Source organism: Rathayibacter sp. AY1H3, assembly GCF_002932015.1.
This window is the reverse complement of record NZ_PSUU01000007.1, coordinates 77,120-100,056: the sequence shown is the minus strand read 5'-3', so window position 1 is coordinate 100,056 and position 22,937 is coordinate 77,120. Positions and strand designations below refer to the sequence as shown.

Sequence of the window (22,937 nt, the reverse complement as noted above, 5' to 3'; positions counted from 1 at the left end):
CCCGTTCGAGACGCCGGGCGGCGGCGGTGATCTTCCTGCTCGCCTCGTGCGCTCGGGGGCGCTGGCGCGCACGCCCAGCACCGGCCGGTCTTGCAAGACTCATGCAAGACGTGTTATTGTCTTCTTGTTCGACTTCATCTCAGAGAAAAGGAAAGAACAATGACCGCCTACGTGAACGTGCCCGTGCCCGGAGACCTTGTCATTCCTGTGATGCGTTTCATCGCAGCGCAGAACTCCAGCGCTGCGAGCGTGAGCAGCCTGGGGGCCGCAAGAGTCTTGAACAACGATGACGAGATGATCGAAGACTCGCGAGAGTGGACCCTCGAGGAGTTCGAGGTCCTCCGGTCCGGCGAAGCGAAGTCCATCAAGCTCTTCTGCGAGGTCCTCGACGTCCTTGCCGCGGCGTCGCCGTCGGCGGTCGCCCTCGAGGACGTGGCGAAGGTGACCGGCGTCGAGCCGCTGACCATGCAGCGCGCGTTCGGCCGGGCAACGGTGTGGATGAAGAACCGCATGGGCGGCGACACCCGCTGGCCGATCTTCTGGCCCGGCGACGGCTGGGCGATGACGGAGACCAACGCCTCGCTGTGGAAGTCGCTCGCTGAGTGAGGATGGGGATGGACGGCGTTCTCCTCCTGAAGTCCCGGAGGCTTGGTGTCCGGGTGACGAGAAGCGAGGAGCGGAGCAGGTCGGCCCTCTCTGAACCGCGGAGCCAGGTCGATCACAGCACCCGAAGCGCTCGCGATGACTTCTCCTGTCACGTCGGGGACGGAGCTGAACACCGAGGAGCGGTAGCGAAGCCATGGCGCGGAGTCCTGGATGCGGCGAGTGGCGCCAGTGAAACTGCGACTTCACACGCCGGATCGGATCCGCTCCTCGAGCCGGCAGCGAATGATCCGTCGCCAGATCATTCGCTACTGCCCATGCGCGCATTGTCATACACCACGAGCTCACTCATGAACCACTCGAGCACTTCGACGAGTTGCAGCCGAGCAGTCCGGTCGGCGAGGACTTCGAGATCGAAGGATGGGCGCTTCTCCAATCGGTCGGCGGGCAGGTCGACGCCGCTGACCGCGTTGAGGCGGCTGAGCAGCGCCTGTCGGAGCGTGACGGAGTCGAGCGGCGATCGGCTCCGCATGTGCTGGAAGACGACCTCGACACTGCCGCTCGGGTAGAGCGTCAGCGGCCAGATGCTCTTCGACGCCGGAGTGGAGCCGCGTGCGACGAGGAAGCACGACTTCTCTTCCGCGGCACCGAAGTCCAGGATGCCTCCGAGACGTTCCCACTCGTCGAGGAGCTCGACGACACCGTGGACGGTCGACGGTGCCTGCCTGTCGGCGACGCCGGAGAGGAAATCGGCTCGCTCGCTGTTCCCCTCGTCGGGGACGGAGTCGATGTCGGAGTGGATCGAGAGCCCCACAAGCTCCGCGAGCTCCGGAACCGTCAGCTTCTGACCGGGATCAGCGCGGCCGGCGGGGTCGAAGATCAGGCCCTCGGACCTCAGCAGCTCGTCAGGGGCGACCTCCGCGTGCGGGCTGTCCGCCTCCCAGACGAAGCCCGGCGAGATCTGCCCGGACTGCTTGAGGACCCGGTACGCGTTCGGCACCGGGTTGTGGGTGAGGTACTGCCCGAGGGGAACGGGATGGGTTCCGGCGACTGTCGCGATGTCGCCGTAACTCGCCCACCGGCCCGCAGGGATCGCCGCGACCAGGTCGAGGACGAGCCTCCAGGAGACCCCGGAATCGCGGGTCTCCGAGTCAGTGAGCGGTGCGGCCCACGTCGAGACGATCCTGTCGGCGATCGCGGAGCCGCGCTCGACGATCTGACGCCGAGTCCAGGCCGTCTGGCCGGCGATCTCGCGGTTGAGACGGAAGCTCGACGCGTCGAGGAGCTCCCGCTTCTCGGCGAACGGGCGATTGCTGAGCTCGGAGTTGTACGAGGTCAGAGTCAGGTTCGCGAGCGTGTGCACGTAGGACTCGTGCATCTCGTCGACGGTGTCGAAAGTTTCGAGGTCGCCGGCCAGCGCCTCGCGCCAGGTCTGACTGAGCGTCTGCGGCATGACGTGCTCAATGGTGGCTGCGCTGGGATCCGTGTGCTCCTTCGCGGAGACGTCTCTGTTCCGCCACTCTATGGGAGTCGCGTCCTCGAGCCAGGCAAGGATCATCTTCCGTTGCGCTGGTCGGCCCTGGTAGTAGAAGGGCTTCGACAGGACGGCTTCGCGGATCTGCGCGTCGGTGGCGAAGAACTTCCGCCCCACGGAGAAGTAGCGGTGGAGGGTCGCCACGCCATCCGATTCCCCGACCTCGAGAGGTGCGCGGTAGAGGATCCGCGAAAGAGCCGCGCTGCTGGCTCCGATGATGACTCGGCGGACCATGAACGACTCGAGCAGCCGCAACGACTCGGCGACCTCGGAGGAGCTCACCGAGCCCGCGTCGCGCAGTCGGAGGAGGTGGAGGACGAGCGCATCGGTCGCTGAGAGCCCCCACTGCACATTGCGCTGCAGCGCGGCTCGGACGTCCGGGTCCGGCTCGTTCTCGGGGTTCCGGATCACCGCCAGCAACTGGGCGAGTCCGCTGTACCGGCGGACCTCGGCGACGATCTGATCCTCAGTGAGCGATCGCATCCGATCGACCTGCAGCGAGTAGATGTCTCCCTGCTTCGCATCGGGTGTGGACCAGATCAGGTCGATCCAGAAGAGCGCTTCGAGATCTGCCGGCGAGAGAGCCTTCTGCAGGGGCAGCCACCAGCCGTCGTAGATCTCCTCACTGCGCGACCCGAGCCGCATGAAGATGTAATTGCGCAGCAGATCGCCCTGGGTGAGCTTGAGGCCGGTGTTGTTGAGCGACTCGAAGATCCGGTACACGTTGTCGTGGGCGTGCGCCGTGATGGAGACGAAGACCAGACCGTTCAAAACGGCCGACTCGATGCGGTCCATGTCGTAGGCGTCGTCGGGATCATCGGCGCCGTGCAGCTTCGTGCGGAAGAACCGGTAGGCGTCGAGCACGCCGGACGCCACGGACTGATCGATGTTCCCGTCGACGATCGCCCGGAACGCCTGCCTGTCGGCTTGCGTGGGCAGGACCTTCAACCGATCATCGCCGCGCTTGAACCGGTCGAACAGGTACGTCTCTTCGAGCCGCTGCACCTTCTCGGGGTTCTCCGGCTCCGTCTCCGCTTAGTGGTCGCGGAGGGCGCAGATGAACAGACTGAGGGTGGTGAGGCGTTGCTGACCATCGACGACGAGGAACTGCGACCCTGCCGGCCCGATCTCGCCCAGCGAGAGGACGAGGGAGCCGGTGAAGTGAGTGGCGCCCGGAGGGTCGACGCGCTGCTCGGCGAGGTCGACGACGTCTGACCAGAGCCGATCGAGCTGTTTCACGGTCCAGGAATACGGGCGCTGGTACAGCGGCACGCGGTACTGCTTGGCGCCCTCGAGGACCTGCTGGAGTCGGGTCTCTTGCACGTCCATGAGCGGCTGGTCCTGTTCTTGGGGTGGGCGGTGCACTCAGAGTACGGGCGACCTCTCAGTCGGGAGGCGCCCCACGTAGGGTTCGCAATGGTGTCACTCCACGGGACCCTGAGAGTGGCGGCTCTGCTGAAGGAGTTGGCGAAGTCCGCAAGCGAATGGCCCTCCTGGTGACACCTTGCCGCCGTCTACATTCGGCCGAGAAGGGGACGGTGATGCCCCCACGGTTCCAGCACGCTACTGACCGGCCGCGTCGCTGTTCAAGGCCTCGGCTCCCGTCAATAGACTCGTTCACAAGTTCATGAGGGGTCCTGAAGACTTGAGTAATAATCACGCCACGTTCATCTGGTCAATCGCTGACCTGCTTCGCGGGAGCTTCAAGGCGCACCAGTACGGCGACATCATTTTGCCGTTCACGGTGCTCCGCCGCCTCGACGCGGTACTCGAGCCCACGAAGCAAGCGGTGTTCGCGGCGGTGGAGCAGGCCGCGGCCGCCAGCATACCCGTGCGCGCGTCGCTGCTGCGCAACAAGGCGAGCCACCCGTACTCCTTCTGGAACGAGTCGAAGTTCGACCTCAAGACCGCCCTCGGCGACTCGGAGAACCTCGGGGTGAACCTGCTCGACTACGTCTCCGGGTTCTCGGAGAACGTGAAGGACATCTTCGACAAGTACAAGATTTCCGACCGCATCGCCGAGCTCGACGAGCACGACCTCCTGTTTCACGTCACGCAGCGTTTCGCGGCGGTCGACCTCTCACCGGCGCAGGTGCCGAACGAGGAGATGGGACACATCTTCGAGGAGCTCATCCGCAAGTTCGCGGAGGCGTCGAACGAGACGGCGGGTGAGCACTTCACGCCCCGCGACGTGATCGAACTGATGGTCGATGTGCTGCTCGCCCCGGAGTCGGACACGCTCGCGAAGGCGAACGTCGTGCGGTCGGTCTACGACCCGACGGCCGGCACCGGCGGCATGCTCTCGGTCGCGGAGGATCACATCCGCAGCGCGAACCCGTCTGCCGTACTCACGCTCGCCGGCCAGGAGATCAACCCGCAGTCGTACGCGATCTGCAAGGCCGACATGACGGTCAAGGGCCAGTCGGTCGACGCGATCTACTTCGGCGACACCCTCATCAACGACGGCCACGCCGGCGCGACCTTCAGCTACGGACTCTCCAACCCCCCGTTCGGCGTCGACTGGAAGAAGCAGCAAAGAGCGGTCACTGAGGAGCACACTCTCCGTGGTTACGCGGGGCGGTTCGGGGCCGGGCTGCCGCGGGTGTCGGACGGTTCGATGCTGTTCCTGATGCACCTCATCTCGAAGATGCGGACTGCCGAGCAGGGCGGCGGGCGCGCCGCGATCGTCCTCAACGGCAGCCCGCTCTTCACGGGCGGCGCGGGGTCTGGGGAGTCGAACATCCGCAAATGGGTGCTCGAGCGCGACCTGCTCGAGGCGATCATCGCGCTGCCAACCGACATGTTCTACAACACCGGAATCGCGACGTACATCTGGGTACTCGCGACGAAGAAGAACGCCGACCGGGTCGGCAAGGTGCAGCTCATCGACGGAACCAAGCTTTTCCGCAAGATGCGCAAGGGCCTCGGCTCCAAGCGCAACGAGCTGGGCCCCGAGGACATCGACACGCTGGTGAAGCTCTACAGCGGTGAGGCGGATGATGCGCGGTCGAAGACCTTCGCGACAGAGGACTTCTTCTACCGCACCATCACCGTCGAGCGCCCGCTGCGGCTGAACTGGGCACTCACACCGGAACGGCTGGCCATCGCGCGGGAGATAAAGGCCCTGGCGAAGGTGGAGTGGAAGAACTTCGTCGCGTCGGTGGAGGAGGCGGGGATCGCGCCGACCACGGACCTTGCGGAGTTCCGCAAGCAGCTCAAGCGCCGGCTCGACGACGACGGCGTCGTGATGACTCCGGCGCAGTACAAGGCCTTCTTGGGCGCGCTGTCGGAGCGGGACGAGAACGCGCCGATCGTGAAGGACGCGAAGGGTCGCCCTGAGGCTGATGCCACACTTCGCGACACCGAGAACGTCCCGTGGACCGAAAGCATCCACGAGTACTTCGAGCGCGAGGTGACGCCGTTCGCCCCAGATGCGTGGATCGACGAGTCGAAAACGAAGGAGGGCTGCGAAATACCCTTCACGCGCCACTTCTACCAGTACGTGCCACCACGCTCACTCGAAGAGATCGACGCTGACCTCGAAGCGGTGCTCGGCCGCATTCGCGCGCGCCTTGAGGCGGTGAAGTTATGACGAAGTTGAAGCCGTATCCCGAGTATCAAGGTATTGCAGTTCCATGGCTCGAAAAAGCTCCCATGAAATGGTCGCTACAGGCATTGCGATATCTAGCCGTCGTAGAAACCGGAACGAAAGATACGATCGATTCCGTACCGAATGGGTCCTACCCATTCGTCGTGAGGTCGAAAACGCTTCTCAGTATTGACAGCTTTACTTACGATACGGAGGCTATCCTCACGGCGGGAGATGGAGATGTTGGAGAGGTCTTTCATCATCTCACTGGAAAATTCGATGTCCATCAGCGAGTTTACGTGCTCCGAAACTTTCGGACCATTCTTCCACGATTTCTCTATTACTACTTTTCCTCACAGTTCAAGCGGGTTGTGGCATATGGCGGGGCCCTGACCACTGTCGCATCCTTGCGCCGACCGATGTTTACTTCTTTTCCGGTGCTAGTGCCTTCTCGTGATGAACAGTTAGCAATCTGTGCCTTCCTTAATCGGGAGACGGCGGAGATCGACGCGTTCATCGCGGATCAGGAGGAGCTCATCGCGTTGCTCGCCGAGCGGCGAGATGCGTGCTGGCAGTCCGCTATCGATGGTTTGAACGTGACCGATGTCCCACTTCGCAGGGTGACATCCTCAGTTACCGATGGCCCTTTTGGATCGAGCCTTACTTCGGCGCATTATTCTGACGAGGGCGCGCGCGTCGTTCGTCTCGGTAACATCGGCATCAACTCGTTCAAGGACGCGGACCGAGCCTTCATACCGTTGCCCTATTTTGCTGATCTTGTAGCGCACTCCCTTCGTGCCGGGGACGTCGTAGTTGCGGGACTTGGGGATGATCGCATGCCTCTTGGTCGAGCCGCGGTCGTACCTGATCTGGGTCCTGCAATCGTCAAAGCCGACTGCTACCGGGTGAGATCAAACGGACTTGTCACCGGCGAGTATCTCGCCTGGGTGCTCTCGGCACCACAGACCAGAGCAAGGTTCACCTTAATGGCGAGAGGGTCAACAAGGCAGAGGCTCAACACGGCGGTTGTCCAGGATGTTTTCATCCCCTTGCCGAGCCTTGATGAGCAAAGACGCGTCGTAAATGAGACGAGCGAGATTGTTGGAACGTTGGATGCCGCGATCGCCGATGCGCGTGAGGCAATCGCGCTGTCGAAGGAGCGGCGGGCCGCTCTCATCTCGGCGGCGGTGACGGGCAAGATCGATGTGCGCGGCGTGGCCTGACGGCTGCGGGCGTTGACCGGGGGTTACTGATGGCGATCCAGCACGAGGACGCGTTCGAGGTTGAGCTGTGTGAGTACCTCGCGGCACACGGGTGGGAGTACTCCACCGATGACGAGGGGTACGACACGGAGCGGGCACTGTTTCCCACCGACGTTTTCGCGTGGCTGGAGGCGACGCAGCCGGAGCAGCTCGACAAGCTGGTGAAGCCGGGTGCGAACGAGGCGTCCCAGGTGGTCGGGCGTAAGCAGATCCTCGATCGCATCGTCGCTGCGCAGACGAATGATCCGATGAACGGCGGCGGCACACTCAACGTGCTGAAGACGTCCGTCGGGGCATTGAACGCGAGGTTCTCGCTGTTTCAGACGCGGCCTGCGACTTCACTGAACTCGAAGACGGCCGAGCGCTTCGCGGCGAATCGTCTGCGGGTGATGCGTCAGGTCGTCTACTCGGGTAAGAACGGGAATCGTATCGATCTCGTCTTGTTCGTGAACGGTATACCGGTGTCGACGATCGAGTTGAAGACCGATTTGACGCAGGGCCTCGCCGCGGGGTTAAAGCAGTACGCCCAGGACCGGAAGCCGGAGGGTGAGCCTCTGCTGACCTTCGGTCGGGGTGCTCTCGTGCATTTCGTCGTCACGAACGAGGAGGTGCACATGACGACGAAGCTCGACGGGCCGAACACGCGCTTCCTCCCCTTCAACCGCGGCGCAGCGAACGGCGCGGGCAACACGGCTATTCCGGGGACGAGCCCAACGGCGTACTTCTGGAAGGAGATTCTCGAGCGGGGTACGTGGCTGGATCTTCTCGGGCGGTTTCTGCATTATCGGTTCGAGGAGAAGACCGACCCGATCGATGGGAAGAAGACGTACGCGAAGTCGCTGCGCTTCCCGCGGTATCACCAGTGGCGGGCCGTCACGAAGCTCGAGCGGTCCGTGCTGGAGGAGGGCCCTGGTCACAACTACCTGATCCAGCACTCCGCCGGCTCGGGGAAGACCGACTCCATCGCGTGGGCTGCGCACCGGATGGCGCAGCTGCACGACGCGACCGGTCAGAAGGTGTTCGACGGCGTCATCGTGGTCTCGGACCGGCAGGTCCTCGACGGGCAGCTGCAGCGTGCCGTCGAACAGCTCGAGACCACGTCGGGTGTGTTCCAGCCGATCACGCGCGGTGGGGATGCGTCGAAGTCCGCACAGCTCGCTGAGGCGTTGCTGGCGGGGAAGCAGATCATCGGGGTGACGTTGCAGACGTTCCCGCATGCGTTGACCACGATCGAGAAGCACGCGGGTCTTGCCGGTCGCCGTTACGCGGTTATCGCTGACGAGGCGCACTCCTCGCAGAGCGGCGAGGCTGCCGCCTCTCTGAAGCAGGTCCTCACCGCCGGCGTGGCCGATGCCGATGAGGCGGGGGCGGGGTCGGTGGATGTGGAGGACGTGCTCGCTGATGTGATGGCGCGAAAGGTCGGGGTGGGGACGATTTCGTTCCTGGCGTTTACGGCGACGCCGAAGGGGAAGACGGTTGAGTTGTTCGGCCGTGAGGACGAGACGGGCACCAAGCGCGCGTTCGATCTGTATTCGATGAAGCAGGCGATCGAGGAGGGCTTCATCCTCGACGTGCTGAAGAACTACCTCCCCTACGACCTCGCGTTCACCCTCGCCCACACCGACCGGGCTACTGGGGTGGATGTGGAGATCGACACGGTGAAGGCCAGCAGCGAGGTGATGCGGTGGGTGCGGTTGCACCCCACGAACATCGCGCAGAAGGTCGCCGTGATCGTCGAGCACTTCCGCACGAACGTCCGCAGCGAGCTCGGCGGCCGCGCGAAGGCGATGGTGGTCACCGGGTCTCGGAAGGAGGCCGTGCGTTACAAGCTCGCCATCGACGCCTACCTGAAGGACCACAAGCTCGACGGTCAGCTGGGGGCGCTCGTCGCGTTCTCCGGGTCGGTGCTGGATGCGGAGTCGGGGCCGAAGGACTTCACAGAGACGTCGATGAACGAGGGCCTGAAGGGGCGGTCGTTGGAGGCGGCGTTCGCGGGGGATGAGTTCCAGGTGATGATCGTCGCTAACAAGTTCCAGACCGGCTTCGACCAGCCCCTCCTGGTCGGCATGTACGTCGACAAGAAGCTCTCCGGCATCACGGCGGTGCAGACGCTGTCGCGGCTGAACCGGGTGATCCCGGGGAAGGAGAACACGTACGTCATCGACTTCGTCAACGACCCGGACCAGATCCTCGAAGCGTTCCAGACATACTACGAAGACGCCGAGCTGACCCAGCCGTCAGATCCGAACATCATTCACGACATGCTGGGCAAGCTGCGCAGCATGAGCATCATCGACCCCCACGACGTCGACGCCGTCGTCGACGCGTGGCTGACGAAGTCCAGCCACAACACCCTGTACTCGCACATCAAGGCATCCCGCGACGTGTTTTGGACCCGCTGGAACGACGCCGTTGACACCTCCAACGACCTCGAGAAGGGCCGCCTCGACGAGTTCCGTGGAACGATTTTCGCGTTCGTGCGGGCCTACGACTTCCTGTCGCAGATCATGGACTACGGCGACACCGACATCGAGAAGTGGGCCATCTTCCTCCGCGTCTACCGCCGCGTCATCGAGCGGCAAGACGCAGAACCGTCAGCGATCAACACCGACGACATCGTCCTCACCCACTACCGCCTCCGGAAACTCGAAGCTCAGAACCTCGGCCTGACCTCGGGGCAGACCGGGCAACTACCTGGCGTCACGGCGGCCGGGTCGGCTCAACCGCGGGAGGCGAAGTACGGGCTGCTGCAGGACGTGATCGACAAGATCAACGGCCTGTTCGCCGGCACCGACGTCGACGAAATCAACGGCGTCAGCGCTGCGGAGACGATCCTCCGGCACGTCGTCGACAACCCCAAGATCCAGGCCGAAGCGATGGCGAACACGCCCATCGACTTCGAAACATCACCCACCATCGCCGCGCAACTCGAAGACGTCATCTATGCCTCCGCCGCTGGCCACAGCAACGCGATGAAAGCGCTGCTGCAGAAGAGCGACTTCGCATCAATCGCTGCTGTGCTCGTCGCCATGGGGCTGTATGAGAAGACGAGGAGCGAAGCAGAACGGGCGGCGGCTGCGGGCTGAATACTGCGACGCGGCTCTACTACGCTTCACCCGATTTGGTGGAGACGGTCGGAAGTCAGACATCCTTCCGGCGGCACAGCGGGCGCTCACGAGCGGTTACGGCGGGCCTGGCACCCCGTGTTACGCGATGGTCGAAAACGGCCTGCAAAATTGTAAGGTGGTCCCACTTCTGCCACTGTAGGAGGATGGCTGAACCAACACGACCCACGAAAACCGGCTCTGGAACGCCGTCCGCGTCTGCAAGCGTTACCATCTCACGTAAAGCCCTCGTTGTTGGTCTAGTCGTCGCGGTCGTGATCTTGGTAGGTTTGGCAATCGGGGTCGGATACGCCATCGGGAACGGGAATGGTCGCAGCGGGGTCGGGGTCGCAGCTGAGTCCGCACGACAAACGTCCTCCCCCGCGCGTACAGTAGCCCCCACTCGAGCGGCCAGCACGCCAACTCCGGCATCCGGCCCGGCCGTGACGGTCTTCCAGCTGGGAGACACTTTCACCACGGGCAATGTCACTCTCACGGTGAATTCCATGGAGGCTGTCGAGTCCATCGAGACGACCGAGGGGTCGCCTATTACTCCCGATTCTGGGGGGCAGTTATTCATACTCGGAATGACGTACAGCAACTCGAAGTCGCAGGCCGATCTTTCTTGTGGGAACACCGATCTTTACCTTCAGGCGTTCGATACTCTTGAGCGCGAGATGGCGCCGGTGTTCGAACTCAGCCGCGTCCCCGGCAATCCTGGTTGTAATGACCACTTGCTACAGGATACGCCGCACGAATGGAATTACATATTTCAAGCAATTTCAGGGGCTGAGCCTTACGCTCTCTCGGTTACCGAGACCGACAAGTATCTCGACCCGGTTTGGGTGAATCTGCAACAGTAGCAGTGAAATGACCATCTGATAATCAAGTGCGGTGCGGGCGGCGCCTCTTGAGGCGGATCGCGAGCGGCTACGAGTATTGGTGAAAGATCATCGAATGCGTCGAAGGCGGACCGACACCCTCGGCCCCAATCCGGCAGCCGAGCGGGCGCTGATCGCGGACTACCGTGCAGCGGTCGCCGGCGCCATCCCCGTGCTCGAGCTGAGTGTCGCTGAGGAGTGAAAGCGCGCCAATGATCCGACCGCTTGCCACGACTCCCGCATCGAAACAACCGTGGCTTTCGATGACAATGGTCGAGCGCAGTCGGCGGAACCAGCGGCAGCTGAAGCCGCCTGAGCTGCCCTTGCGTAGGAGTGGCGAGCCGACCAGGTCGGTGGTCCCTCCGTTGCCGCGGCGGATAACGAGCAGACTCAGTCTCAGCGCGACGTCACCGAAGCTCAGCTTGTGATCGCGGAGGCCCAACTCCAAGTTACGCCATAGCCGTACCCTTTCATGGGCGCCTGAAATTCGAGCTTGGTGTAACCGCTTTCGAGCTTAATCTCTGAACCCACCGCGGCTAACGTTGGCCAGTCACCAGCGGGAGCCACCACGCGATTCACGTGAAGCGGACGCGAATTATCGTCAAATTGTATGGCAAGCGAGAAAGTCGGCGTAGGTGCATTCGGGCTCCAACCTATAAAGGAGGGCATTCGCTCTGCGGACTTGCGAACTCGTCGAATGAATTTGACGGTGCGTCTTTGTCCCACCGCTAGCGCGCTTTCTAGTTCAACACGGTAGGTGATTGCGCCTGTGGCACCCACCGTAGGCCCCTCCTTCAGGGTTCCGCCAGCAAGAATTTCGAGCTCCACCTCCTCGGGGCGCGGCCAAAAGAAGCTGATCGGGATAGAGGCAGTTCCTGCGACGATTGCGACTAGAGTAAATTCCTCGTGCCACTGTAGGGCAAAACCACCATTCTCGATGCGGCAAAAGACCTGCTGGTCCTCGATTATGGAGCGGCGCAGAGCACCGACATCTGATACCAGACTGATTGTTTCAGCCGCTATGGCGCGCTCGTTTATTGCGTCAATAGCGGAGTCGAGCATGCTAAACAGCTGATCTGCCGAATCAGCGGGTACGACTACGGCGGATCGAGTGTCAATGAGCCGTTGTGCCGCTGGTGTCGGCGTTCCCACTCCTACCCAGTAAGTGGGGTAGGTCGATTCCGTAGCTAAAAGGAGATTGTAGAGAGCCTTGTCCCATGTTGCAGACCACCCCGATATCACCAAACCGCTATTAGCAAACAGTGCGCCCAGTGTTGCGAGAAGTTTAGGCGAGTAGCTGCTGAGCTCTTTCTCTGTGTTCTTCGCGGCTAAGTCGAGGTAGTCGCCATTGATTTTTAGTAATGCCGGTGTTCTATCGCGAAGTGCCAGTCCATCAGTCTCGAGGTGAGTCGAGACTCGCGCTCGTACGTTCCACTTCGCGAAAGAATTTTCAAATAAGCGGTCAAAATTCGTAGTGACAATGTACTGAATGGAATCCTTAGCTACCATTCGTGCAACTGCCTCATGCGCGATTGAAGGCCGGTGCAGGCCGCTGCCGACGCTGGGCTCGAAATAGGATCTTAAAATATCTCTGCGCGCTAGTGGGGATGGTGAGATTGCCGCTAGCAATGAAGAGTAGTTGAGGGATTCCCCGCGTTGTGAGATCCACCATTCCTCACGCTCACTCGTATCGAGTTCGATCCCATTAGCTTGAGCGATGCGGCCGATTAGGTCGATCATTACGTCCCAGCCCGTGGGAAGTCCGGCGCCACGTGAAACGCCTGCACCTGCCAATAACGCATAAGAGCCCGGTGAACTTTGCATTGCCACGGCGAGCTGAGCGAAGCTGAGGCTCGCGGACAGATCGATCATGATGCGTCCCTCTCGAACAGGGGCAAGTTAGGTGCCAAGTACAAGGCTGGCTGTTCGAGCACTGTCTTGACAAGAGCGGAGCTGCAGTTACGTGCGGATGACAGCAAGTTTTGGTTCCCTGCCCCCCTGCAGGCACTGCTGGCGTTCCGCACCTTTAAGCGAGTCGCCGAAAAGTGAGGGCATGTCAGGGTTCTGGCGTATCAACACGAGCATGCGCGCCGAGACCGTACGCAGCCTCGGGCTCGGGCAGCTATATTTAAGCATCGCAGAGCGACCGAAGCATCATTTCGAGGACGCGTACACCAGCGGAAGAACAAGTTCGGGCCGCTCGGCGAGTTTCATTGCTGCTGCTCATCGTCGGTGGCGTCGGGGTCCTTGTAGCTGGATTGGTTCGCCTGGTCGGCTCGACCTTGCGTACCGCGAGCCACCTGATCCGTGCTGTTTCAAGCATCGCTCTCTGCTCGACTCGAAAGTGACCGCTGAACGCGCGGTGGTTAAGGTGTCTTTGGTGTCACACTGATCACATGAGTGCATGGCGCGATTACCAAGAGGCGACAGCAAACGTGTTTCGAGACCTTGGCTTCGAGGCAGATACCGATCAGACGCTGCAGGGCGTGCGTACGACCCACGCTGTCGACGTCGTTGCGCGATACAAGCACGTCGGATTGCAGTTGACGTGGCTGATCGAATGCAAGCATTGGAAACATCCAGTCAACAAACTTCACATCCTCGCGTTACGGACAATTGTCGAAGACACTGGTTCGGATAAAGGTATCGTCATGGCCGAAAAGGGCTTTCAAAGTGGAGCGGTCGAGGCTACCGTCAAAAGTAATGTAACGACTATGTCTCTAGATAACCTGCGAGAAGCCGCCTCTGAAGCGCTATTGAAGCGCCGACTTGCTTATTTGCCGGCGAGAACTGCAGCCGCTAATGCCCGCTATTGGAAGATACCGAAGTCTATTCGCGAAGATATAGGCTTACGCCCAGATGGCCCCGCAAACGGATATAGCGGCGCGACTATCGTCCGAACTGTATCAGATCTTGTTTACAGTGCGATGGCAATGCAGTTTCCGCCGAGAATGACGTTCATAACTCTGTCAATTCGTGACCTGCGCCAGGCTGTCGAGGTCGCGGAGTACCTTATCTCAGATCTTGAAAGTCGGTTGAGCAAAGTGGAAGCTGATAGAGGTGTTGGACATCCTGGGAAGCCTGTCGGGCGTGGCAAAGATGAGGATGAAGACGTTGATGTAAGCGATGCAGAACTTATGTGGCAACTTAGTCTTCTCTTGGAAACTTCACCCTCAGAGGTAGCCCGTCAGCTGCAAGGCCCTGATCGCCCTGTAGATTGAAAGGAGGTTCTCTTTAGAGCTTCACGACACCGGTCACGGTCATCCGTCTCGACGCTGATAACACAGATAGTGTCGAGCCTCCCGAGGATGACTAGGGTAGGCATGACCTCCCTAGGGCCTTAAGCTTGTTCCTCAGCGAGCGCTTGGTGGCTCCCGACCTCACTTCCGCCGGTTCAGCACCTTCGTCCCCACGCCCGCGATCGCAGCTCCCACGATCGGCGCGACCAGGAACACCCACAGCTGCCCCAGCGCGTCCGGCCCTCCGAACACAGCGGCAGCGATCGACCGAGCCGGGTTCACCGACGTGTTGCTCACCGGGATGCTGATCAGGTGCACGAGCGTCAGCGTGAAGCCGATGGCGAGCGGCGCGACGGCCTTGTACTCGCTCTTGGCGGTGACGGAGAGGATGACGGCGACGAAGACGGCGGTCAGGACGATCTCGGTCAGTAGCACTGCGCCGAGGCCGAAGCCGCCAGGCGATCCAGCGCCGTAGCCGTTGGAGGCGAAGCCGGAGTCGCGGGCGGCCGCGAGGTAGCCGGCGGGGCCGTCGGCGGCGACGAGGAAGACCATTCCGGCTCCGATGAGTCCGCCGAGGATCTGGCTGACGATGTAGCCGGGGATGTGCTTCCACTCGGTCCGGCCGGCGATGGCGAGGCCGATGCGGACGGCGGGGTTGAAGTGGCCGCCGGAGATGTGGCCGACGGCGTAGATGCCGGCCATCACGGCGAGGCCGAAGGCGAGGGCGACGCCGAGGAAGCCGACTCCGAGCGCGTTGCCGGAGTCGGGGAAGGCGGAGGCGAAGACCGCGGTGCCGACGCCGCCGGCGACCAGGAGGAAGGTGCCGAACGCCTCCGACGCGTAGCGCGCTCCGGCCGAGTACTGCTCGGCGTGCTCGGTGCGCTGCTCGCTCGTGGTGCGGCTGGCGGTGTGGGGGCGGGCCATGATCGTTCTCTCTCTCGGGTCGGGGGAGTGCCTGCGGGGTCACCGGGCACCGGGACACTCCAGCACTGGGCGGACGGGCCGGAGCATGGTCGCGGAGGGCTCTCAGACTCCGTCGCGTGACGGTTCCGTGAGCGGCCTGGAGCCACTCGCTCGGCGGCCATCCGGGCGCCCCTACGCAGGTGCCCGTCACCGTAGCGATCGGCCGACACCCACACGTCCCAGCACCGGGGACAGGCGGGAATCACGCCCCAGGTGGCACGAGCACCGCTTCATCCACCTCCCTCTTCTCCTACGCGCGCCTCCCTGCCACGGTGCGCTGAACCGGTTTACAAAACCGGTTCAGACGCGGCGACGAGCGAAGGAGCTCCCATGGCGGGCAGACCGACGATCCTCGACGTCGCGCGCGAGGCCGGCGTGAGCAAGGCGCTCGTCTCGTTCGCGCTCAACGACCGGCCGGGCGTCTCGCCCGACTCCCGCGAGCGGATCCTCCGCGTCGCCGCCGAGCTCGGCTACCGGCCCAGCCTCACCGCCCGCTCCCTCTCCACCAGCGTCTCGTTCGCGGTGGGACTCGTCGTGGCGCGCGACCCGGCGGTCATCGCGGCCGACCCGTTCTTCCCCTCCTTCATCTCGGGGGTCGAGCGGGTGCTCGCCGAGCGCGGCCGCGTGCTGGTGCTCAGCGTGGTCGATCCGGGCGCCTCCGAGGAGGCCGTCTACCGCACGCTCGCGGCCGACCGCCGCGTCGACGGCGTGTTCCTCACCGACCTCCGGCAGGACGACTCCCGTCCGGCGCTGCTCGCCGAGCTGCAGATCCCGGCCGTCACGCTCGGGCGGCTCGAGGGCTCCTCCTCACCCGCCGTCGTGATGGACGACTCCGCGGGCATCGCCGACGCCGTCCGGCACCTGGCGGAGCTCGGCCACCGCCGCATCGCCCACGTCGCGGGGCCCGACCACCTGCTTCACTCCTCCCGCCGCCGCGAGGCTTTCACGCGGGCCTGCACCGACGCGGGGCTCGAGCCCACCGCGCTCGTCGCCACCGACTTCAGCCCGCAGCAGGGCGCGGCGGCCACGGAGCGGCTGCTCGACAGCCCGACCCCGCCCACCGCGATCGTCTTCGGCAACGACCCAATGGCCATCGCCGGCCTCGGAGTCGCGCACGCCCGCGGCCTCCGGCTCCCCGACGACCTCTCGATCACGGGCTTCGACGACTCCGAGATCGCCGCCCACGTCTACCCGTCACTGACCTCGGCCCGCACGCGCCCCGCGCGCTGGGGCGAGGAGGCCGCCCGCACGCTGCTCGACCTCATCGAGTCCGGCAGCGCCCCCGACGTCGACCTCGAGCCCGCCGGGCTCGTGGTGCGCCACTCGACCGCTCCTCCGCGGCCGTCGACCCACTGAAGACGCGTGCGCACCGTCGCGCACGCCGGACAAGGAGAACACCATGGCCCCCTCGACGACGAGACGCTGGCTGACCGGGATCGCCACCGCCTCCCTCGCGACCCTCGCCCTCACCGCCTGCAGCGGTGGTGGCGGAGCGTCGACCGACCTCACCGCCACCGGCCCGATCACCATCTGGTACTCGAACAACGAGCAGGAGGTGCAGTGGGGCAAGGCGATGGTCGACGCCTGGAACGCCGACCACCCGGACGAGGAGATCACCGGGCAGGAGATCCCCGCGGGCAAGAGCAGCGAGGAGGTCATCGGAGCCGCGATCACGGCCGGCAACGCGCCGTGCCTCGTCTTCAACACTGCCCCCAGCGCGGTCGGCCAGTTCGAGCGCCAGGGCGGACTCGTCGACCTCTCGAGCTTCGACGGCGGCGCCGACTACATCGAAACCCGCAGCGGCGACCTCGCCGAGCAGTACCAGAACGCCGACGGCGAGTACTTCCAGATGCCGTGGAAGAGCAACCCGGTCGTCATCTTCTACAACAAGGACCTCTTCGCGAAGGCGGGACTCGACCCCGAGAACCCGTCGCTGTCGACCTACGACGACTTCCTCGCCACGTCGAAGACGCTCGTCGAGTCGGGAGCCGCGCCCGCCGCGATCCAGCCCGCGCCCACGAGGGAGTTCTTCCAGACCCAGTTCGACTTCATGCCGCTCTACGCCGCGGCAACCGGAGGGACGAGCCTCGTCGAGGACGGCAAGGCCACCTTCGCCGACGACGACGGCTACGAGGTCGCCGACTTCTGGAAGAGCCTCTACGACCAGGGCCTCGCCGGCCGCGAGCAGTACCAGGGCGACGCCTTCGCCGACGGCCAGGCCGCGATGTCGATCGTCGGCCCGTGGGCGGTCTCGGTCTACGACGACCTGAACTGGGGCTCCGTCTCGGTGCCCACCCCCGACGGCACGCCCGCCGAGGACACCTGGACCTTCAGCGACGCGAAGAACGTCGGCCTCTACTCCGCCTGCGCCAACAAGGGCACGGCCTGGGAGGTGCTGAAGTTCGCGACCAGCGAGGAGCAGGACCGCTCGCTGCTCGAGACCACCGGGCAGATGCCGCTCCGCACCGACCTGCAGACCACCTACGCCGACTACTTCGAGGCGAACCCCGCCTACCAGCGCTTCGGCGACCAGGCGAGCCGCACCATCGAGGTGCCGTCGGGACCGAACACCGTGCAGATGCTGCAGGCGATCCGCGACGCGTGGGGCAAGACGGTCATCTTCGGCGAGGGCGACGTGAAGACGGCGCTCGACGGAGCGGCCGAGACCGTCACCGGGCTCGCCGGCCAGCAGTGACCCGGCCGTGACCACCCTCACCCGCCGGCCCGCGCCGGCCGGGGCGCCGGGGAAGCGGAGCCTCCTGCACCGCGTCCTCGGGCCCCAGCCCCTCGGGCTGCTGTTCGGCAGCCCCTACCTCCTCTTCGTGCTCGCGGTCTTCGCGTTCCCAGTCGTCTACTCGGTCTGGATCGCGTTCCACGACTTCTTCTTCGCAGCTCCCGGCGTGCAGGTGGAGCGGCCGTTCGTCGGCCTCGACAACTTCGTCACGGCCTTCTCGAGCCCGCAGGTCATCCGCTCCTTCGGCAACATCGGGATCTTCCTGGTGATCAACGTGCCGCTGACGGTGGTGCTCTCGCTCCTGCTCGCCGCGGCGCTCGACAAGGTCGTGCACCTGCGGACGTTCCTCCGCGTCAGCTTCTACGTGCCCTACGTCACGGCGAGCGTCGCGGTCGTCGGCGTGTGGCTGTTCCTCTTAAACGGGAACGGGCTGGTCAACAGCCTCCTCGGGCCGCTCGCGCCGAACCCGTCGTGGCTGATCAACGAGCAGCTCGCGATGCCGATCATCGCGCTCTACGTCACCTGGAAGCAGCTCGGGTTCTACATCCTGCTGTACCTGGCGGCGCTGCAGAACGTGCCGAAGGAGCTCTACGAGTCGGCCTCGACCGACGGCGCCGGACGCATCCGCCAGTTCTGGTCGGTGACCGTGCCCAGCGTGCGGCCCGCGACCCTTTTGGTGCTGCTGGTGTCGACCGTCACCGGGGCGAACCTCTTCACCGAGCCCTATCTCCTCACCGGCGGAGGCGGCCCCAACGGCGCGTCCGCCTCGCCCGTGCTGCTGATGTACCAGCTCGGGATCCAGCAGGGGCAGCCCGACGTGGCCTCGGCCATCGGCGTGGTCCTGGTGCTGCTGGTGCTGGTCATCGCCTATCTGCAGAACCGTTTCGCGGGGGAGAGGAACTCATGAGCACCCTGTCCAGTGCTGGAGGCGCCGCCTCGGCCGTGCCCGCCGCCGTCGCCCCCGAGAAGTCGCCGCGTAGGCGCCCCGTCGGCTCCAGCCGCGGAGCCGTGATCCTGCGCGGAGTCGTGCTCGCGATCGGCGCGATCGTCTTCCTCTTCCCCTTCTACTACATGATCGTCGGCTCCCTGCAGACGGATCCGGACCCGACGCTGGCGGGAGCGATCCCGGAGCCGGGCAACCTCACGCTCGACAACTACGTCAACGTGAACGAGCGGATCAGCCTGCTCACCGGACTGGTCAACTCCGGGATCTTCACCGGCGGTGTGCTGCTGTGCACGGTGTTCTTCGGCGTCCTCGCCGGCTACGCGCTCGCGATGCTGCAGTGGCGGGGGCGCAACGCGGTGTTCGCGCTCGCCCTGCTGGTGCAGGTCATCCCGTTCCAGCTGCTGCAGATCCCGCTCTACGTGCTGATCGCGCGCGACTACGGCCTCGCCGACAGCCACCTCGGGATGATCCTGCCGTTCGCCATCAACTCGACGGCGGTGATCATCTTCCGGCAGTACTTCCTGCAGCTCCCCAAGGAGCTGTTCGAGGCGGCCCGGATCGACGGCGCCGGCGAGCTGAAGCTGCTGTGGACCATCGCGCTCCCGCTGGTGCGGCCCGCGCTGGTGACCGCCGTGCTGCTGACCTTCATCGGCCCCTGGAACGAGTTCCTCTGGCCGTTCCTCATCACCAAGGACGCGTCGCTGCAGCCGCTCGCCGTGTCACTGGCCAACTACATCTCGAACGTGGCGTCGTCGACCGACAACCCGTTCGGGGCGATCCTCGCGGGAGCCGTCGTGCTCGCCGCGCCCGTCGTGGTGCTGTTCATCGTGTTCCAGCGCTACTTCGTCTCGACCGATCTCGGATCCGGAGTGAAAGGCTGACCATGTCTCCCACCCTCACCACTGTCCCCTACCGTCTCGAGCGCGTCGGCGTCGTGATGGAGCCCGCCCCGGGCGACGAGCTCGAAGCCGAAGGGGTGCTCAACCCCGGCAGCGGCCGCGGACCCGACGGCGAGCTCTACCTCCTGCCCCGGATGGTCGCCGCCGGCAACGTCTCGCGCGTGGGCCTGGCCCGCGTGATCGTCGAGGGCGGCGTGCCCGTCGGAGTCGAGCGCGAGGGCGTCGTGCTCGCGCCCGACCGCGGCTTCGAGCGCGGCGCGCACAACGCCGGCGTGGAGGATCCGCGCATCACCTTCATCGAGGCGCTCGGCCTGCACGTGATGACCTACGTCGCCTACGGGCCGCTCGGGCCCCGGACGGCGCTCGCCGTGTCGGAGGACCTCCGCGACTGGCGGCGCCTGGGCCCGGTGACCTTCGCCTACGACGACGCGCTCGACATCGATCTCGGCCTGTTCCACAACAAGGACTGCGTGTTCTTCCCCGAGATCGTCGCCGCGCCGGACGGCACCCGCTCGTTCGCGGTGCTGCACCGGCCGATGTGGGACCTCGGCGAGACGCGGCCGGGCGAGGGCGTGCGCCTCCCGGCCGGGATCGAGGACCCGCGGCAGAGCATCTGGATCAGCTACGTGCCGGTCGATGAGGTCGACCGCGACCTGGCGAGCCTCACGCGCTGGACGCGGCACCGGTTCCTCGCGGGCCCGGAGTTCCCGTTCGAGGAGCTGAAGGTCGGCGGCGGACCGGCGCCGCTGCGCGTGCCCGAGGGGTGGCTGCTCATCCACCACGGGGTGACCGGAGTGATCGACAGCGCCTTCGCGCAGCAGCAGCACGTGAACTACTCGGCCGGAGCGATCCTCCTTGACGGCGACGACCCGTCGCGGGTGATCGCGCGCACCGCCGAGCCGCTGCTCGAGGCCGAGACGGAGGAGGAGCGCAGCGGGATCGTCCCGAACGTCGTCTTCCCGACGGCGATCGAGGAGATCGACGGACAGCACTACGTCTTCTACGGCATGGCCGACTCGAAGATCGGCGCGGCCCGCCTCGTCCGGACGGACGGCTGACGCCGCTGATCGAGTCCGTCGGCGCCTCCCGCTGATCGAGCAGCCCGCATCACGGGCCTATCGAGATCCGCCCCCGCACCCCACCCAAGGAGAGTTCGATGACGAACACGCTCACCAGATCGGCGGCCGTCCTGGCCGCCGCCGCCCTCACCGTCGGGGGCCTCGCCCTCGGCGCGACCCCCGCGCAGGCGGCCGAGCCGCTGACGAACACGGCGCACCTCGACTTCCTCCTCGACACCGCCACTCCGGTGCCCGAGCCCGGCCACACCACCTACCGGCTCGACGAGGAGCCGACCCTGGTGATGCCGTGGACATACGCCGACGCCCGCGACGGCGGCGCCTTCGAGCGCGTGGGCGGCGGCCGCCTCGATCCGGCGACCGGCGACTACGAGCAGGGCGCGTTCAACACCGACGACATCTCGCGCGCCGCGGTCGTCTACCTCCGCCACTGGCAGCAGACCGGATCGACCGAGAGCCGCGAGAAGGCCTTCGAGACGCTCCGCGCTCTCGCCTACTTCCAGACCACCGAGGGCGACGACGCCGGGAACGTGGTGCTCTGGATGCAGACCGACGGGGAGCTCAACGCGAGCGCCGAGCCGGTCGAGCTGCCGGATCCGAGCGACTCCGAGGACAGCTACTGGCTCGCCCGCACCCTCTGGGCGCTCGGCGAGGGCTACGCGGCGTTCCGCGACACGGATCCGGAGTTCGCCGCCTTCCTGCAGGAGCGGCTGCGCCTCGGCGTCGCGGCGGTCGACCGCGAGGTGCTCACGCGCTACGGCGAGTACGCGCAGGCCGACGGCGTGCAGGTGCCGGCCTGGCTGATCGTCGACGGCGCCGACGCCACCTCGGAGGCGCTGCTCGGCCTGTCCGCCTACCTCGAGGCCGCCCCCGACGACTCCGCGGTGCGCTCGAGCACGGCCGAGCTCGCCGAGGGCGTCGCCGCCTACGCCCGCACCACGACGGAGGCGGACACCACCGCCTGGCCGTACGGCGCGATCCTCCCGTGGACGAAGTCGCGCACGCTCTGGCACTCCTGGTCGTCGCAGATGGCCGGCGGCCTGGCCGCGTCGTCCGCGGCGCTCGACGACTCCTCCCTCCTCGAGCCCGCGCTCGTCGACGGCGCCCGCTTCGCCCCGGAGCTGCTCACCGCCGGCGGCCCGGACAACGGCTGGAACCCCACTCCGACCGACCGCGTGCAGATCGCGTACGGAGCCGACTCCCGCCTGCAGAACTCGCTCGCCCTGGCCGACGTCACCGGCTCCAGCGCCTTCACCGACCTCGCGGCCGTGCAGGGCGCCTGGTTCTTCGGCCTGAACCGCAGCCTCGGCCCGGTCTACGACCCGGCCACCGGAGTCGTCTTCGACGGCGACCAGGCCGACGGCTCCGTCAACCGCAACAGCGGCGCCGAGAGCACGATCCACGGCCTGCTGGCGATGCTGGCGCTCGACGAGCACCCGGACGTCGCCGACCGCGCCCGCTCCGTCGCCACCGAGCGCTCGCGCGACGGACTGACGCTCGTGGAGGCGGAGAGCGCGCGCGGTGGCACCGTCGTCACGCCCGAGTCGTCCTGGACGGGGGAGGCCGGCTGGAGCGGCTCGTACCTCTCGCTGACCGACCCGCGCCGCGCGGTGTCGATCCCGATCGGTCCGTCCACGCAGGACCGCGTGGTCGAGGCCGTCATCGACCAGCCGCAGCGCGGCACGGAGCGCACGCCCCTGAGCGTCTGGACGTCGGGCTCGCGCCCGCTCGACCTGCTCCGCTCGACCGTCGGGTCGCAGGGGGTCACCGAGGCGTCGGGCGCGCTGCTCCCGGAGAAGCTCCGCCGCACCGTGCCGGCCGGATCGACGAGTGTCCAAGTCCGCCCGCTGAGTGGGCAGACGCGCCTCGACGCGCTGCTGGTGCGACCGCTGGTGACGCGCCTCGTGGTCGAAGGAGAGGGCGGCCGCACCGAGCTGATCCGCAACTCCACCGACGGAGTGCGCACCACGGCGATCGGCGTCTCGGGCGGCTCCGGCACCCTGCGCGTCTACTCGCAGGACGGCGCGCTCGTGAGCGAGACGTCGCCGTCCGGTGCCGTCTCCGTGCAGCTGCCCGCGCAGGGCTTCGCGGTGCTAACTGACTGACT

The 22,937-nt window shown here is 65.3% G+C and carries 17 protein-coding genes; 13 read left to right on the top strand and 4 right to left on the bottom strand.

The features are described from left to right. The first annotated feature begins 159 nt into the window (after positions 1-159). The gene (locus C5C33_RS04855) at positions 160-606 is read left to right on the top strand and encodes a hypothetical protein (protein ID WP_146078935.1); all 447 of its coding nucleotides are present in this window, start codon (positions 160-162) and stop codon (positions 604-606) included. Between the two features lie 298 nt (positions 607-904). On the opposite strand, the gene C5C33_RS18395 is transcribed toward C5C33_RS04855, so the two are convergent. Further along, positions 905-3,142, bottom strand: a complete 2,238-nt coding sequence (locus C5C33_RS18395) for a DUF1524 domain-containing protein (RefSeq protein WP_181136191.1) — start codon at positions 3,140-3,142, stop codon at positions 905-907. A gap of 30 nt (positions 3,143-3,172) precedes the next feature. After that, entirely contained in the window at positions 3,173-3,466 is a 294-nt protein-coding gene (locus tag C5C33_RS18390) for a DUF262 domain-containing protein (protein ID WP_181136190.1), read from the bottom strand. A gap of 316 nt (positions 3,467-3,782) precedes the next feature. Here C5C33_RS18390 and C5C33_RS04840 point away from each other — a divergent pair, with 316 nt between their 5' ends. The 5 genes from C5C33_RS04840 (at position 3,783) to C5C33_RS18945 (ending at position 11,175) form a co-directional block, all read left to right on the top strand. Next, positions 3,783-5,729, top strand: coding sequence for a class I SAM-dependent DNA methyltransferase (locus C5C33_RS04840; protein ID WP_308471170.1), 1,947 nt, complete (start codon positions 3,783-3,785; stop codon positions 5,727-5,729). Further along, positions 5,726-6,949, top strand: coding sequence for a restriction endonuclease subunit S (locus C5C33_RS04835; protein ID WP_104225826.1), 1,224 nt, complete (start codon positions 5,726-5,728; stop codon positions 6,947-6,949). Before C5C33_RS04840 ends, C5C33_RS04835 begins: the two co-directional genes overlap by 4 nt. 29 nt (positions 6,950-6,978) lie before the next feature. Next, positions 6,979-10,074: a type I restriction endonuclease subunit R gene (locus C5C33_RS04830; RefSeq protein ID WP_104225827.1), complete on the top strand. Its 3,096-nt coding sequence runs from the start codon at positions 6,979-6,981 to the stop codon at positions 10,072-10,074. A gap of 461 nt (positions 10,075-10,535) precedes the next feature. Next, positions 10,536-10,955, top strand: a complete 420-nt coding sequence (locus C5C33_RS18185; RefSeq protein ID WP_104225828.1) for a hypothetical protein — start codon at positions 10,536-10,538, stop codon at positions 10,953-10,955. 94 nt (positions 10,956-11,049) lie between these two features. Further along, a complete protein-coding gene (locus C5C33_RS18945) occupies positions 11,050-11,175 on the top strand; it encodes a hypothetical protein (RefSeq protein WP_258059332.1) in 126 nt (41 codons plus the stop codon). Positions 11,176-11,390: 215 nt separating this feature from the next. Here C5C33_RS18945 and C5C33_RS18180 read toward each other — a convergent pair whose 3' ends face one another. After that, the gene (locus tag C5C33_RS18180; RefSeq protein ID WP_146078937.1) at positions 11,391-12,845 is read right to left on the bottom strand and encodes an SIR2 family protein; all 1,455 of its coding nucleotides are present in this window, start codon (positions 12,843-12,845) and stop codon (positions 11,391-11,393) included. A 524-nt stretch (positions 12,846-13,369) separates the two neighbouring features. Here C5C33_RS18180 and C5C33_RS04825 point away from each other — a divergent pair. Beyond that, positions 13,370-14,194: a restriction endonuclease gene (locus C5C33_RS04825; RefSeq protein WP_104260552.1), complete on the top strand. Its 825-nt coding sequence runs from the start codon at positions 13,370-13,372 to the stop codon at positions 14,192-14,194. A 159-nt stretch (positions 14,195-14,353) separates the two neighbouring features. On the opposite strand, the gene aqpZ is transcribed toward C5C33_RS04825, so the two are convergent. Next, positions 14,354-15,136 carry an aquaporin Z gene (aqpZ, locus tag C5C33_RS04820; protein WP_104260551.1) on the bottom strand — a complete coding sequence of 261 codons (783 nt, stop codon included), beginning with the start codon at positions 15,134-15,136 and terminating at the stop codon, positions 14,354-14,356. A 369-nt stretch (positions 15,137-15,505) separates the two neighbouring features. Between aqpZ and C5C33_RS04815 the strand changes: the two genes are divergently transcribed. From C5C33_RS04815 to C5C33_RS04790, 6 genes are all read left to right on the top strand, one after another. Continuing rightward, positions 15,506-16,531 carry a LacI family DNA-binding transcriptional regulator gene (locus C5C33_RS04815; protein ID WP_104260550.1) on the top strand — a complete coding sequence of 342 codons (1,026 nt, stop codon included), beginning with the start codon at positions 15,506-15,508 and terminating at the stop codon, positions 16,529-16,531. A gap of 43 nt (positions 16,532-16,574) precedes the next feature. Beyond that, positions 16,575-17,870, top strand: a complete 1,296-nt coding sequence (locus C5C33_RS04810) for an extracellular solute-binding protein (RefSeq protein ID WP_104260549.1) — start codon at positions 16,575-16,577, stop codon at positions 17,868-17,870. A 7-nt stretch (positions 17,871-17,877) separates the two neighbouring features. Next, complete coding sequence (locus tag C5C33_RS04805) at positions 17,878-18,816, top strand: carbohydrate ABC transporter permease (RefSeq protein WP_104260548.1); 939 nt, start codon at positions 17,878-17,880, stop codon at positions 18,814-18,816. After that, positions 18,813-19,736, top strand: coding sequence for a carbohydrate ABC transporter permease (locus C5C33_RS04800; RefSeq protein ID WP_104238931.1), 924 nt, complete (start codon positions 18,813-18,815; stop codon positions 19,734-19,736). The genes C5C33_RS04805 and C5C33_RS04800 overlap by 4 nt, the downstream gene beginning before the upstream one ends. A 2-nt stretch (positions 19,737-19,738) precedes the next feature. Then, on the top strand, positions 19,739-20,812 hold the full coding sequence (locus tag C5C33_RS04795) for a glycosidase (protein ID WP_104260547.1): 1,074 nt from the start codon (positions 19,739-19,741) through the stop codon (positions 20,810-20,812). 98 nt (positions 20,813-20,910) lie between these two features. Next, entirely contained in the window at positions 20,911-22,935 is a 2,025-nt protein-coding gene (locus tag C5C33_RS04790; protein ID WP_104260546.1) for a hypothetical protein, read from the top strand. Positions 22,936-22,937 lie beyond the last annotated feature (2 nt).